This window comes from Thiohalophilus thiocyanatoxydans (genome assembly GCF_004366735.1).
GTDB classification, from domain to species: Bacteria; Pseudomonadota; Gammaproteobacteria; order UBA6429; family Thiohalophilaceae; genus Thiohalophilus; species Thiohalophilus thiocyanatoxydans.
On record NZ_SOQX01000001.1, the window covers coordinates 300,906 to 315,609 of the forward strand.

The window sequence follows — 14,704 nt, forward strand, 5'->3', positions numbered from 1 at the left end:
TGTACAAGTGAACCTGAGAAAAAAGGTTACTTGACCTGGACCGTCAGGGAGTCTTTCTCTCCCTTGTTGTCGACCCAGCTGATGGACACGTCATCGCCGGATTTGCCGCCGGTGAACTCGTAAGAGAGATACGGGTTCTTGGAGACGGCCGGTCCCCACTGCGCCAGCACAACTTCCTTGCCGTTGTGTTCGCAGGTCACTTCCTGGATGTAGTGTGCCGGGATCTTGTCGCCGGTTTTCTCGTCCTTGCGCAGACCGGTTTCCATAACGTGCGTAATCAACGACTTGACTGTAACGGTGTCCCCCTTGAGGGTCGCCCGGGCTCGGATACTCTTAGCCATAATAGTGTTCCTCTTGATCGATTCGTTTCGATGACGACGGGCTTAGCCGCCACAACCGCCGATAGTGACTTTGACCTCTTTGCGGGCCGAGTAGGCCTTGCCGCCGGCCTTGACCACGGCAACCACATTGGAGGTTTTGGCCATCTTGATGCGGGTTGAGACAAAGCCTTTGGCGTTGTCGGCCAGCTTGAAGTTGGCCGCCAGGGGCGTGCCGTTCTTCTCGGCGATGATAGCGATTTCCTCGATGCCGGCGATGCCGGAGGTGATGGAAACCGGGACCACGGCGCCGTTTTCGGCGATGTCCGGGGCCTTGATGCTGATGTCATCGGTCGGCTCGGTCTGGGCGGTGCCAAACAGGTCCTTCATGGCCGTTTGCATATCTTCGGTTTCGAATGCCCGCTTGGGCCAGGCGGCCATGACCGCACCGGGGGTGAGCAGGCCGGCGCCGACGGCGACCGCGACGGTGCTACCGGCCAGGCTGCCCTTGAGAAAAGTTCTACGTTGCATAAGCTTCTCCTCCTATATAGGTGATTATTCTCTCGCAATATTCGGGCCAGAAATGAAACCATCCATAAAACAACAGGATAGGTGAGTTTGCCGGGTAGCAGGGGGCGCGGGGTCATGCAATTTGCACGACCGGATTGCAGAATCGACGCAGCGGGCAGTTGTCGGGCCCGCCCGGCTAGTCGTGAGCGATCGGTTTGTCGGTAAACAGGTAGTCTTTCAGCTCGTCATTGAGTTTGTCGTCGTGGCGACGGATCCATTCCAGGACCATGGCGGCATGCTCCTTCTCTTCATCGCGATTGTGTTTGAGAATCGCACGCAGCGCATCGTCCTTGCAGGCATCCATGCGCTGGTTGTACCAGTCGACTGCCTCCAGCTCTTCCATCAGCGAGACAATGGCGCGATGCATGTCCCGGGTTTCGTCAGAAAGCTCGTCAATCGCTTCGTGAAAACCTTCATTTGCCATTTATGGAATTCCTCGTATCCGGTTTGAAATCATGATTATCACATTAGCGTAAATACTATTGAGCGTCACGCCCGAAGGCGTTGACTTTTATCAATGAAAATACCTAACGGGATAACAACAGCAATACGCCGGCAGCAATAGCGCCAAGGTCCAGTAGTTTGCGCAGATCGCCCAGATTCACAAAAGCCGACAGGCCGGTCAGGATCAGCCAGGCCGCCAGTACGATCGTTCCTACATGTCGTGGTAATAACACAGATTTTCTCCTTGTTTTTGTCGGTCGATGACTCTTCCGCGTGGCGAAGCCCGACGCGAAGAGAAGGGCCGGGTTACAGCGTGATTACCTGATCCGGCATATTGCCGGCCAGTGCGGCATACAGATCAGGAAAACAGCCAATACCGGCACCGTTGACCAGTTTGTCGTCGATCTGGCGCTCGTAGCAGCATTTGTCACAACCCATCAACAGGATGCCCTGCTCCTCGGCCACTTTGGCCAGACGTTCGCCAATCGCATCACCCTTGACGAGTACATAGTTATTGTCCTCAAAAAAGAACATACCGACAACCTCGACACCATGGCCTTGTTGTTCCAGTTGCGGAAGGATCATCTGGGCGAGTTTGTAGGAGACAGTATGTCCCTGCGAGGAAAAGATATAAGCGACTTTCATTTTAGTCTCCCTGGCTTGTGTTGTCTGTCTTAATGCGGCAGGCGGATGCGGAAGCCGGGTCGCGATAAACTCGAGGGAACCGACGAAGTAACATGCCATGCATTCTTGCGCGAAGCTGCGGTTTAGTGCGCTTCGCCCTGATGGTAAGGCCTCGGCGGATGGCTAACAACGTATAGCCTATAAGGGAATACAGTGCAGGGGTCTTTGCATTGCGTGACAGGGTTATCGGCAGGTCAGCGGCCTGGACAACCCGGCTTTTTGACGGACAGGCCTGTTAGCGAAATATAAATTTGTCGCCGGCCAGAAGGTTGAGCTGCGCGTGGGTACCGGCCGGCAATTCAAGCACGTATTTCACCGCTTGCCCGGTTCGATAGATGGGACAGTCCGAATAGGGACAGGGAAGGACGTGGGTGTCGGCGCCCAGGTAAGCCCGGTTGCTGTCGAAATAAAGAATGTCGATGGGAAAGTGGACATTCTTGTTCCAGAAACGGGTTGGCCGGGGCGGATCGAGAATGAACAACATGCCGGTTCCGGCGGGCAGGCGATCCCGGTGCATCAGACCCTGCTGTTGTTCGCTTCGGGTGACCGCCAGCTCCACCCGGAACGGTTTACCGCCAAGGAGCAGATCGGTTTTTTCAAGGCTGTGTCCGGGCAGGGGCACAAGCAGCAAGCTGACGGCGATACCTGCCAGTAGAGCGCGGCGTGTTGTGCCCCGATTATCCACGATAGCCTGTCAGTGTCACTGGCGGACTCGAAGAAATCTCAAAATCTACCGGGTGGCGTCGGACGTACGTTCGCCGAACAGGTAACGCAGACGGGTCGCCCCGCCCGTCTTTTGCCGCTCCACCCAGGCCAGGTGCAGATTGCCGTCGGCGTCCAGCACAATCGACGGGTGGTTCTGTTCCGGGGCGCCGCTGGCGCCGGGGACCGGCAGATCATCACTCCACTGCCCCGCTTCATGCCAGCTGAGCAGAATGTTGGTCTGATCGTCGCGATCATCGTCCCAGGCTGTTACCCGCTGGCCGTCGGGATGCCCGGTAACGGCGGGATGCCACTGCTGGGCCACGCCGCCGAACGGGTCCTGTACTTTTTCGTTGGGACCGAACAGCGCGTCGTCCTCGCCCGGATAATGGCTGGCGTAAATGTCATAGCCTTCGCGAAAGTCACGTTTGTCGGCCCAGGCGGCGAGGATGCGTTGTTGACCGTAAGCCGCCAGGGCAACCCGCGTCACGCCGTGACCCTTGCCATAGGGAGGCCGCGGGCCGGGCGGCGGTTCACTGATGCGCTGCGGTTTAGCAAAACGGCAGCTGCCGGGTTCCCGGTTTTCGGCTGCCATGATGATGGTGTGTCCATGCCGCCGATCTTCCCAGGCCGCCACGCTGCGATCGGGCAATTTGACGACAGTGGGGTAAAGCTGGGCCTGTTCCAGAGGTTCGGGATCCACCGCGCAGGCTTCGCCGGCGGCCGGCTCACCCTTGTCGAGCCGGATCCGGCGCAGGTAGACGCGCCGGTGGCGGGTGCCGTTGTCCGCCGCGGTATAGATGAGCCATACCGCGTCGCCGTCCCCTGCCGCGAGGCTGGCCTGGCCGGCCTGTCGATCGGGCAGCGACAGGACGGGACCGGGTTTTCCCTGGTCAACCAGTCGCAGACGCACCCGGCCGGCTTCTTCCCAGGCGACGGCAAAGCGATCCGGGCCGACGGCCGCCAGTGACGGCTCATAAGCTTCGTCGGTCTCACTGAGGCGGACGGCCGATCCGAAGCTGTCGGCATCGAGCCGCTTGCGGCTCAGGTAAATAGCGGGCCCGTCCTGGCGATTGTCCTCCCAGCTTATGGCAACCGTTTCGCCGGCCACCGCAATGTTGCGCCGGCCCGCCGATTCCAGATGATGAAAGATCCCCTCGCCGTGTACGCTCGTCACCTCGATCGGCGCGTTGAACTCCCAGGGCTGGGCGCCGGCGGGCGCGATCATGCCGTAACCGGCGAGCAGCAGCGCGAGGTCGCGAAGCCGCACTATCATGACTGACCACCGATTTGGGACTGGACTTTCTCGTCGGCGTCGAGCAGATCCTCGATTCGCTGTACGCCTACCAGCCGTTTCAACGGCTCACCTTCCGGTGTCATGAAGGTGAAAACCGGCGTGACAAAGGCGTCGTAACGCGTGCCGACTTCCTGTTCGGTGATCCGCTCCCCGCTGGGCAGTTGCAGGCGCTTGCCGCTTTCCGAGTCCACATAGGCCAGTACATAGTTGTCGGTGTAAACCTGGCGAACCGTCTCATCGGAGAACGCTTCCTTGTTGGTCTTCTCGCAGTAACCGCAGCCGTAGCGGCCGAAATAAACAAACAGGGTCTTGTCCTGTTCGCGAGCCTGTTGCATGGCTTCATCAAACGAGAGGAAAGGATAGCCTTCAGGGGCATCGGCCTGGGCGGGCTGAAACACCAGTGCCATTGATAGCACTAACAGATAACGCAACATCTCTGGTCTCCACAACGAATTCAGTTGCTATTGAATGAAATTCGGGTTGGCTTGTCCAGCCCGGCCTGACAATGGATCGGTTCCGGATCACTGTAACAGTAAAGACGCCTTGTTTGCTGCAGAGTTCCCCGGGTGGATGAATCAGCTTCGTCGAAATAAGGTCGGTTGCCGCATTGCGGGTAAAGACCGAGCAGGAGACTCATGTTTATGCGCACGCCGGCATCACGCACGCGGGTTACGGGCGTTTTTTGCGCGAAGGCGCGCGATGGATGGCTCGCCCGGCCACGTCGAGCATCGCCTCGTGCAGCGTTTCGGAGAGCGTGGGATGGGCAAACATGGTCAATGCCAGATCCTCGCTGCTGGCGCCAAAGGCCCGGGCGATGACTGCCTGGCCAATCAGTTCGGAGCAGCCTGGTCCGATCATGTGCACGCCCAGCACGCGATCGGTGTGCGCATCGGCCAGTACCTTGATTAAACCATCGGTCTCGCCGGCGGCACGGGCCCGGCCGTTGGCACTGAAGGGAAACTGGCCGCTGGTGTAATCGATACCCGCCTCCTTGAGTTGTTGTTCCGAGCGTCCGGTCCAGGCGATCTCCGGATGGGTGTAGATCACCAGCGGGATGTTGTCGTAATCCACCTCGGCAAACTGCCCGGCAATCTGTTCGGCCACGGCCATGCCCTCTTCCATCCCCTTGTGCGCCAGCATGGGCCCGGGGATCAGATCGCCGACGGCATAGACCCTGTCCAGGTTGGTCCGATAGTGATCGTCCACTTGCACAAAGCCGCGTTGGTCGGTAGTCAGGGCCAGATCGCCGGCGCACAACGCTTCGCTGTTGGGCCGTCGGCCCACCGCGACGATCAGCTTGTCGAATTCCAGATGCTGGCTGCCCTGGCCGTCGGTATACGCCACCTGGACGGTTTTATCGGTGTTGACCGATTCGACGTTGCTGCCCAGGCGAATGTCGAGTCCTTGCTGGCCAAGCAGTTTGCTCGCCTGTTTGGCGATCGCCGGATCGGCATCGGGCAGGAAGCGCTCCTGGGCCTCGAGCACGATGACCTCGGCACCCAGCCGTTGCCAGACGCTGCCCAGCTCCAGGCCGATCACGCCAGCGCCGATGATGCCGAGGCGTTGTGGCACGCTGTCGAAAGCCAGGCCGCCGGTGGAGTCAACCACCTGTTTACCATCGAACGGGGCAAAGGGCAGTTCAGCCGGGCGCGAACCACTGGCCAGAATGACGTGCTCAGCATTTAGCGTGGTGGAATTGTTGTCATGATCGATGACCTCTACCCGGTTATTCTGTTTGAGCGTGCCGCGTCCGGCATAGAAAGCGATCTGGTTGGCTTTGAACAGGGACTGAATGCCGCCGGTCAGATCCCGAACCACCTTCTGTTTGCGATTTTGCATCGTCGCCAGATCCAGTACCAGTTGACCGATACGGATACCGTGTTCGGCAAACTGTTTCTCGGCCTGTTGATAATGGTGAGACGATTCCAGTAATGCCTTGGAAGGGATACAGCCGATATTCAGGCAGGTGCCGCCGGGCGAGGGTTGGCCCTGCTCATCGAGATAATCATCGATGCAGGCGACGTTGAAACCCAGCTGGGCACAACGAATCGCGGCCACATACCCGGCCGGGCCGGCGCCGATGACGATGACATCATACTGTTCACTCATAAAACGGTTCCTGAAACGGGTATCGGTTACACATTCAGCAACATGCGGGCCGGATCTTCCACGCCCTCCTTGATGGTCATCAGGAATTGCACCGCCTCGCGGCCGTCCACCAGGCGGTGATCGTAAGAGAGCGCTACATACATCATCGGCCGGATGACAATCTCATCATCGATCACGACCGGCCGCTTTTCGATCTTGTGCATGCCGAGAATGGCGCTTTGCGGCGGATTGAGGATAGGCGTGGAGAGCAAGGATCCAAAGATGCCGCCATTGGTGATCGAAAACGTTCCGCCGGTGATCTCGTCCAGCGACAGCTTGCCGGTCTGGGCGCGCTCGGCATAATCGGCGATCTGTTTTTCAATCGCCGCCATGCTCAGCGTGTCGGCATCGCGCAGGATCGGCACCACCAGCCCCCGCGGCGAACCCACCGCGATGCCGATGTCGTAAAAGCCGTGATAGATGATCTCCTCGCCGTCGATAGAGGCGTTGATCTCGGGAAAGCGTTGCAGCGCCTCCAGGCAGGCCTTGATGAAAAACGACATGAAACCGAGTTTGACCCCGTGCTGTTTTTCAAACTTTTCCTTGTAGCGTGCACGCAGATCCATTACCGGCTGCATATCGATCTCGTTGAAGGTGGTGAGGATCGCCGCGGTTTGCTGGGCTTCGACCAGCCGCTCGGCGATCCGCGCCCGCAGGCGGCTCATGGGTACCCGTTTTTGCGGCCGTTCGCCTTGCGTTTCATCTTCGCCCGTTGAGGGCGGCGCAGAAGCGGATCCGGGTTGTCGGGATGGCTCTGTCGTGCCGGGCTTGTCGGCCTGATCGAGATAGGCCTGCACGTCTTCCTTGAGAATCCGCCCATCCTTGCCCGTACCTTTGATAAGGTTGGCATCGAGGTCGTGTTCGGCGATCAGCTTTTTCGCGGCCGGCGCCAGCCTGGGCGTGTCATCGCTGGTCGCGGTGGTTTCGGTATCGGTTGGGGTTGCGGCCGGCTCCCGGGTGGCGGACGCCGGTACGTCACCGGGTTGCATGCGGGCGATTACCTGTTCCGAGCTGACCGTGTCGCCCTGCTGGACGAGCAAGTCGTCCAGCACGCCGTCTTCGGGGGCATTGACCTCGAAGACCACTTTGTCGGTTTCGATCTCGGCCAGCAGTTCATCCTGGCGAACCGTCTCACCCGGTTGTTTGTGCCACTCGATCAACGTGCCTTCGCTGACCGATTCGGGAAACTGTGCGACCTTGATATCAATGGCCATGGTCAATTCCTTTGGTTTTTATTGTCAGGCGGAGTACCCAGTGCATCGGCAACGAGTTTTTCCTGTTGTTGTTTGTGCAGGGACGGATAGCCGACCGCCGGGGCGGCCATCAGCGGACGACCGGCATACTGCAGGCCGTACTGCTCACCGATCGCATGACGCATATGATGTTGACTGGAGTACCAGGCCCCCTGGTTCATGGGCTCTTCCTGGCACCAGATGTATTCCTGGACATTCGGATAGCGTTTGAGCGCGGCCTTCAAGGCTTTTTCGGGGAACGGGTATAATTGTTCGATACGAACGATCGCCACATCCTCCCGTTGATCCTGCCGGCGGCGGTGATCGAGATCATAGTAGACCTTGCCGCTGCAGAGAATCAGTCGTTTGACCTTGTCGTATTGATTGACCTGTTCATCGTCGATGACCCGGTAAAACTTGCCCTGACTCAGATCACTGAAGGGGCGCGAGGCTTCGGGCAGACGCAGCAGACTCTTGGGCGTCATGACGATCAACGGCCGGCGACACTGACGCAGCATCTGGCGGCGTAGCAGATGAAAGATCTGCGCCGCGTGGGTGGGAATACATATCTGCATGTTGTGCTGGGCGCAGAGTTGTAAAAACCGTTCCAGGCGTGCCGAGGAGTGTTCCGGTCCCTGACCTTCATAACCGTGGGGTAAAAACAGGGTAATGCCGCTGAGGCGATCCCATTTTTGCTCGGCGGCGCTGATGAACTGATCGATCACCACCTGGGCGCCGTTGGCAAAATCGCCGAACTGGGCCTCCCAGATTACCAGGCTGCGCGGATCGGTCGTGGAATAACCGTACTCGAAAGCCAGTACCGCTTCTTCCGAGAGCAGGGAGTTGATCACCAGGAAGTTGGGCTGATCATCAGAGAGATTGCGCAAGGGCACATAGGCCTCGCCATCGTCCTGGTTGTAGAGTACGGCCTGGCGATGAAAAAACGTGCCGCGGCCGCTGTCCTCGCCGGAGATCCGGATTGGATAGCCATCATGCAGTAAGCTGGCATAGGCCAGAGTTTCCGCAAAGCCCCAGTCCATCTCCAGCTCACCGGACGCCATGCGTCGCCGGTTGTCCATGATTTTCTCGACCGTCCGATGCAGTTTGAAGCCTTCGGGTAAGTGATCGAGTTTATCGTGTAGCGCCAGTAACGTCTCGCTGTCCACCGCAGTGTCGATATCGTTAACACAGTCGCGATTATGGTAAGCGCTCCAGTCGGCACTATAGGGATAGTCGGCCTCTTCGGGTGGAATCATTTCGCGAACCACCGGATTGTTATGTTCCAGTGCGCTGCGATAATCCTGGACCACTTGTGTCGCTGCGGTGCTGTCGATCACCCCTTCCGACTCGAGTCGTTGTTGATACAGCTCGCGGCTGCTATGCAGCTTGCTGATATGTTGATACATCAGCGGCTGGGTCGCCATGGGCTCGTCCGCCTCACTGTGACCGTGACGGCGGTAACAGACCAGATCGATGATCACGTCCTTGTAAAAGCGCATGCGATAATCGATCGCCAGCTGCGTGATAAACAGCACAGCTTCAGGGTCGTCGGCATTGACATGGAAAATCGGTGCACTGACCATTTTGCCCACGTCCGTGCAGTAGAGGGTGGAGCGGGCCTCGTCCTGATTGCTGGTGGTAAAGCCGATCTGGTTGTTGATCACGATGTGCACGGTACCCTTGGTGGAGAAGCCGCGTGACTGGGACATGTTGAGGGTCTCCATCACCACCCCCTGTCCGGAAAAGGAGGCGTCGCCGTGGATCAGCACCGGTACCACCTGGCTGCCTTCCTGGTCCTGACGCCGATCCTGGCGGGCCCGCACCGAGCCCTCGACCACCGGATCGACAATCTCCAGGTGGGACGGATTGAAGGCCAGGGCCACATGCAACAGGCCGCCGGGGGTGTTGAGATTGGAGGAGAAGCCGAGATGGTATTTCACATCGCCGGTACCGTTGCCGTTTTCGGGATGCACACCCTCGAATTCGCGGAACAGCTCCTCGGGCGTTTTGCCCAGCACGTTGACCAGGAGATTGAGCCTGCCGCGATGGGCCATGCCGATCGCCATTTCTTTGACCCCGGTCTCGCCGCCGCGCTGAATCAGCCGGTGCAGCATGGGAATCAGGCTTTCGGCCCCTTCCAGGGAAAAGCGTTTTTGACCCACATACTTGTTGTGCAGGTATTTTTCCAGGGTTTCGGCCGCGGCCAGGCGATCAAACAGATCGCGTTTTTGCGCCTCCGACAAATCGGCGTGACCCCGGGCCGACTCCAGGTAGTGCTGAATCCAGCGTTTTTCGGTGGTGTCGACCAGATGCATGTACTCGGAGCCGACCGAACCGCAGTAGGTGTTGACCAGGATGTTGAGGATTTCGGCCAGCCGCGCCCGATCCGGCCCCACCAGTGATCCGGTTTCAAACTCGGTATCCAGATCCGCGTCGCTGAGCTCGTGATGCGCCAGTGTCAGCTCGGGAATTTCGGGTGTCTCGCGCAGGCCCAGCGGATCCAGATCGGCCAGCTGATGACCGCGAAAACGGTAGGCATTGATCAGCTGCAGGACCCTGACCTGCTTGTGGATCAGGCTGACATCGACATCACTGCGCCGGTGAGACGGGGTCAGATGGCGGAACTGGGCGCGGATCGCCGCGTGGGAGATGTCCTTGTCGATGCCATCGACCCTGGGCAGCTCCCGGAACAGGGTCCGCCACTGGGGATCCACCGACTCGGGATCCTGAAGATACTCTTCGTACAGTTGTTCGAGATAACCCGCATTGGGGCCGGCAAAAGCGGAACTTTTCCAGCGGGCTTTCAGGCCTTTCTCATCGGACATTAACCGACATCCTTGTTGTGGAGTATTGCCGGGTTGGACACGCTGTCACCCGTCATGTTCATACTCTTTATTTCGGCATATATACCGAAATTTTCAAGCACAAAAGCGTCCGGTTCGGTATTAAAGCGGAATGGATGGTGCGTCATTGTCCTCGAGTGGTGGATAAAAGGCTATTATCGGTATTCCGGCAACACCTCGGGTCGGGGATAGAGGGTACTCATCAGCGCCGACTTGCCGTCCGGCTGGACAAGTCGGCAATGGGACCGGGTCAGGGCGCGCTGATGGGGCACGCCACAGGAGTGGGCAATCAGCGCCGTGCCGTAATGAATCTTGTCGACAAAATTCTTCACTTTGACGGCCTTTTCTTCCGGGTTCAGGCCTTTTTGAAGGCGCCGATCATGGGTGGTGACCCCGGTCGGACAGGTATTGCGGTTGCACTTGAGCGCCTGGATGCAGCCCAGAGCAAACATGAAGCCGCGTGCGGAGTTAACGTAATCGGCGCCGCTGCACAGTGCCCAGGCGACCCCGGAGGGGGTAATCAGTTTGCCGGAGGCGATAAGGCGTATTCGATCGCGCAGGCCATAGCGGGTGAGAATATCCACCACGGTTGGCAGTGACTCCTTGATGGGGAGTCCGACATCGTCCATTAATGGCATGGGCGCGGCGCCGGTTCCGCCGTCACAACTGTCCACGGTAATAAAGTCCGGCGCATGCTCGATGCCGCGTTTGTGGATTGCCATACAAAGTTGGGTGAGCCACTCGTCTTCGCCCAGCACGAGCTTGAAGCCGGTCGGCTTGCCTGTTGCCTCACGCACTACATCGATAAAATCGAGCAATTCACCGGTATCGCCTATCTCGATATGCCGGTTGGGCGAGATGGAGGCGTGGCCGGGGAGAATGCCACGGATGCGGGCGATTTCCGGCGTGACTTTTTCACCGGGCAGGATGCCACCCTTGCCGGGTTTGGCACCCTGGCTCAGTTTGATTTCAAACATTTTAATCCGGGGCGAGGCGGCAAGTTCATGCAATCTTTCAACATCAAACTGGCCTTCGGTATTGCGCACGCCATACTTGGCCGTACCGATCTGGAATACCAGATCGCAGCCCCCTTCCAGATGATAGGGGGCGAGCCCGCCCTCGCCGGTGTTCAGCCAGCAGCCGGCCAGTTTGGCCCCGTGTGACAGAGCGCGTATGGCCGGTTCGGAAAGCGCGCCATAGCTCATGGCGGAGATATTAATCAGCGAAGTCGGTGCATAGGGCTGTGGGCAATAAGGCCCGATGGTGACCGGTGGTGGCTCACTGGTATGTTCCGTCAGGGTCGGAAAAGAGGTATTCACGAACAGCGGTGTGCCGGTGGGCGTCAGGTTTTTGGTCGAGCCAAAGGCCACGGTATTGTCGGCACCGTCAGAGGACTTGTAGACCCATTCCCGCTCGGCGCGGTTAAAAGGCATCTCCTCGCGATCCATGGCGAAGAAATACTGGCGGAAAAATTCGCCCAGCGAGCTGAACAGATAACGAAACCGGCCAATGACGGGGTAATTGTGGCGAATAGCATCTTTTTTCTGGGAAACGTCCCGGATGAAAACAATGATGGTGATCAGCACCATAAGACCGACAACAAAAATGAATAATGTAGCCAGAAAAATCAGTGCCTGCATGGTGACATCAGACAAGGGTGTCATGTCGTTTTCCTCTTGTTGCTCGAACCCGGTGAGGGTGTAATAAGAAATTTTTCGTACTCATCGGCTGGAACCGGACGGCTGAACAAGTAGCCCTGCATGGTGTCACAGCGGTATTCTTCAAGCATTTGTTTCTGTTCGACGGTTTCAACCCCTTCGGCGACAATATCAAGCTCGAGATGGTGTCCGAGTTCGATAATCGAACGGACGATGGCGCGATCCGACAGGCTGTGCTCCAGCTGTTTGACGAAGGATTGATCGATCTTGAGTGTCTGGATGGGAAACTGCTTGAGATAAGTCAGGGAAGAGAAACCGGTGCCAAAGTCATCGATCGCCAGTTTGACCCCTAGTTCCCGCAGCTGTCGCATGATATCGATGGAAGAGTCGACCGACATGGCGATGCCTTCGGTGATTTCCAGCTCCAGGTATTTCGCCTCCAGTCCTGTGTCACGCAGTATCTGGGCAACCTGCTTGGGAAGTTCCCGATTAAACTGACGAGCGGAGAGATTGACGGCAATGCTCTGTGGCGGATAGCCCTCGGTCTGCCATTGCCGATTCCGCGCACAGGCGGCGCGCAAAATCCACTCGCCAATCCGGCCGATGCTGCCGGTCTCCTCGGCAAGCGGAATGAATTCGGCCGGCGATATCATTCCGTGCTGCGGGTGTTGCCAGCGGACCAGCGCTTCCGCGCCAATGAGATTGCCGTTGATAAGATTGATTTTCGGCTGGTAGTAGATCAGCAGCTCGTTTTGCTCCGCGGCCTGGCGCAGATCGTGGGACAGCTCGAGTCGCAACAGCGCATCGGCATTCATTTCGGATTGATAAACACAAACACCGTTGCCGCCCTGATTGCTGATGCGGCGCATGGCGCTTTCAGCGTTTTTAAGTAACTGAAAGATATCCTTGCCGTGTTCCGGAAAGTACGCCAGTCCGACACTCATTGAAAGTGACAGAGTGCGGTTATCGATAATAACGGGATCCCGGCTGGCGCGTTGTAATTGTTCGGACAGTTCATCGGAAAACGAATCTTCCGCATCCTTTGCCAGAATGACAAAGTGATCGCCTTCGAGACGGTAAATCCTGATCGGGTTATCGGACACCATTTGAGAAAAACAGTGTTCAAGGCGACTCGCCACGGCCGTGATCAGTTCATCGCCCGCCAGGTGTCCCAGGCTTTCTGAGACCATGCTGAAACGGTCGATATTGGCAATTGCTACCGCAATCCGGTTACCTGGCGCGGTTTGCTGGAGCATCCCGGAGACATCTTTTTCCAGTTGTCGCCGATTGGCCAGTCCGGTCAACGGATCATGGTAGGCCAGAAATTCATTGCGGTCCTCGGCAGTGCGGCGTGCCGTAATATCCTGCAGATAGACGTGACAGGTATCGAAATCCTCGAGGTATTGCAGGGTACAGAAAAAGATATATGTCGCTACCTGGTATTCAAAGCGCATCAAGGGTGCATGCCTGGAGCGCAATGCCGAGATATTTTCCTCGATGTTCGGCGGGAGCAACGCCTCCAGGTTCCGGGTGTCCGGGAAAATAACGCTCTGCATGTTGTAGGCGGCGGGGTTGGCAAACAGTACCTTGCCATGAGTGTCGATCTGAAAAACCGGGTTGGGATTGCGCTCCGGGAACAGTGCGAGCAACCGACGTGCTCTGGCATCGGACAGGTGCTGATAGGCGTAATGGCCGAAAAACAGCGCCAGGATAAAGAACACCACACTCACAGCCACCACTGAGTAAAACATCTCCTGTGTTGCACGGGAAACATACTCTCCACGCTCTACAACCTGGCGCTCAACGGCGCGGACAAAACGTTCGAGTCGATTATTGAGTGACCGGGAGACGGCGGCGACGTCGCCGAGTATTCGGCGTGCCTCATCCCAGTCTACCGTATCTGCAGTCAAGACCTGATCGAGCTTTTCGGCCAGCTTTTGTAGCGCAGCGTGCTCGTTCTGTAATTCGCCGAGTCCGGTGTTGTCAGGAAATGTGTCGGTTAGCCAGTCTATTCCGTCATTGATCTGTTTTGTGTTGCGATTGTATGAACTCTGATAGCTGTGACGATCGGTATCGGTGTAGTAGCGATAGAGAATCGGCTCGCGGGCGGTGACGGCCTGTTTGAGATCGGCTATCCGATGCAGGTGCGTGATATCCTCGTTGCTGAGGCGCAGGATCTCGTCACGCATGCTCTGGCTCTGCTGGTAGATATAAAAAGAAAGCACGGAACCCAGGCCGAGCACGACAAGATAGATTAGAAACCACCAGTGACGCCCAAAGTTCAAAATCTGCTTATCTCCATCGGTTGAATTAGTGAAAGGCTTCTTTTGCCGACGACTTTTTTGGAAAGGTGACTCCCTTCACCCGGCAATAGCCTCAAATCTGTCCTTTCAGGGACGAATATAGGTATACCCCTGCTGTTGTTGTTTCATGATCTCAATTACCCCGGCCGGCACGTAACCGATGTCCGGCAGCATGTCACCTTTTGTCAGATCCCTGGCGCGCATGGTGTTTTCACAAGCGACAATCTTAACGCCCTGGTCCAGTGCGTTGGCGACACGGTTACCGGTTTCCGAGTCCATCTCCAGCATTCCGATGCCGGGGCCGTAGACTACGATCTCAACATCGACGTTATCGGCACCACCCAGCGCATTTTGAGCATTCCTGGCGTTATTGAGTGCCAGGTTCCATTTGCCGGGACTGTTATCGCTGACCTGGATGACCATTTTCTGTTTGCCGGCCGTGGGAGAATTTGCTTCAGCCGCCGTTATGCTTAGAAAAGCCAATGTCAATAAGCTTATCAGTGTAA

Annotated in this window: 14 protein-coding genes; all 14 read right to left on the reverse strand. The window is 57.5% G+C overall.

The annotated features are described in order from the left end of the window. Positions 1 to 26: 26 nt before the first annotated feature. Positions 27 to 341, reverse strand: coding sequence for a thiosulfate oxidation carrier complex protein SoxZ (soxZ, locus tag EDC23_RS01355; RefSeq protein ID WP_134080476.1), 315 nt, complete (start codon positions 339 to 341; stop codon positions 27 to 29). 42 nt (positions 342 to 383) lie between these two features. Continuing rightward, on the reverse strand, positions 384 to 848 hold the full coding sequence (soxY, locus tag EDC23_RS01360) for a thiosulfate oxidation carrier protein SoxY (RefSeq protein ID WP_134080477.1): 465 nt from the start codon (positions 846 to 848) through the stop codon (positions 384 to 386). Positions 849 to 1,023: 175 nt separating this feature from the next. Continuing rightward, complete coding sequence (locus EDC23_RS01365; protein ID WP_134080478.1) at positions 1,024 to 1,311, reverse strand: encapsulin-associated ferritin-like protein; 288 nt, start codon at positions 1,309 to 1,311, stop codon at positions 1,024 to 1,026. A 103-nt stretch (positions 1,312 to 1,414) separates the two neighbouring features. Further along, positions 1,415 to 1,564: a hypothetical protein gene (locus tag EDC23_RS14070; protein WP_166668741.1), complete on the reverse strand. Its 150-nt coding sequence runs from the start codon at positions 1,562 to 1,564 to the stop codon at positions 1,415 to 1,417. 73 nt (positions 1,565 to 1,637) lie between these two features. Next, positions 1,638 to 1,976, reverse strand: coding sequence for a SaoD/DsrE family protein (locus tag EDC23_RS01370; protein ID WP_134080479.1), 339 nt, complete (start codon positions 1,974 to 1,976; stop codon positions 1,638 to 1,640). A 274-nt stretch (positions 1,977 to 2,250) separates the two neighbouring features. After that, a complete protein-coding gene (locus tag EDC23_RS01375; protein ID WP_243830700.1) occupies positions 2,251 to 2,637 on the reverse strand; it encodes a DUF192 domain-containing protein in 387 nt (128 codons plus the stop codon). Between the two features lie 108 nt (positions 2,638 to 2,745). Continuing rightward, positions 2,746 to 3,993, reverse strand: coding sequence for a hypothetical protein (locus EDC23_RS01380; RefSeq protein WP_134080481.1), 1,248 nt, complete (start codon positions 3,991 to 3,993; stop codon positions 2,746 to 2,748). Continuing rightward, positions 3,990 to 4,448: a thioredoxin family protein gene (locus EDC23_RS01385; RefSeq protein WP_134080482.1), complete on the reverse strand. Its 459-nt coding sequence runs from the start codon at positions 4,446 to 4,448 to the stop codon at positions 3,990 to 3,992. Before EDC23_RS01385 ends, EDC23_RS01380 begins: the two co-directional genes overlap by 4 nt. Positions 4,449 to 4,683: 235 nt before the next feature. After that, entirely contained in the window at positions 4,684 to 6,123 is a 1,440-nt protein-coding gene (gene lpdA / locus EDC23_RS01390; RefSeq protein ID WP_134080483.1) for a dihydrolipoyl dehydrogenase, read from the reverse strand. A gap of 26 nt (positions 6,124 to 6,149) precedes the next feature. Then, on the reverse strand, positions 6,150 to 7,376 hold the full coding sequence (gene odhB, locus EDC23_RS01395; protein WP_134080484.1) for a 2-oxoglutarate dehydrogenase complex dihydrolipoyllysine-residue succinyltransferase: 1,227 nt from the start codon (positions 7,374 to 7,376) through the stop codon (positions 6,150 to 6,152). 2 nt (positions 7,377 to 7,378) lie between these two features. Beyond that, positions 7,379 to 10,219, reverse strand: a complete 2,841-nt coding sequence (locus EDC23_RS01400; protein WP_134080485.1) for a 2-oxoglutarate dehydrogenase E1 component — start codon at positions 10,217 to 10,219, stop codon at positions 7,379 to 7,381. Between the two features lie 173 nt (positions 10,220 to 10,392). Then, the gene (locus EDC23_RS01405) at positions 10,393 to 11,877 is read right to left on the reverse strand and encodes an FMN-binding glutamate synthase family protein (protein WP_134081250.1); all 1,485 of its coding nucleotides are present in this window, start codon (positions 11,875 to 11,877) and stop codon (positions 10,393 to 10,395) included. 20 nt (positions 11,878 to 11,897) lie between these two features. After that, positions 11,898 to 14,180: a putative bifunctional diguanylate cyclase/phosphodiesterase gene (locus EDC23_RS01410; RefSeq protein WP_134080486.1), complete on the reverse strand. Its 2,283-nt coding sequence runs from the start codon at positions 14,178 to 14,180 to the stop codon at positions 11,898 to 11,900. A gap of 105 nt (positions 14,181 to 14,285) precedes the next feature. Beyond that, a complete protein-coding gene (locus EDC23_RS01415) occupies positions 14,286 to 14,621 on the reverse strand; it encodes a DsrE family protein (RefSeq protein ID WP_208321240.1) in 336 nt (111 codons plus the stop codon). Between the last annotated feature and the right edge of the window lie 83 nt (positions 14,622 to 14,704).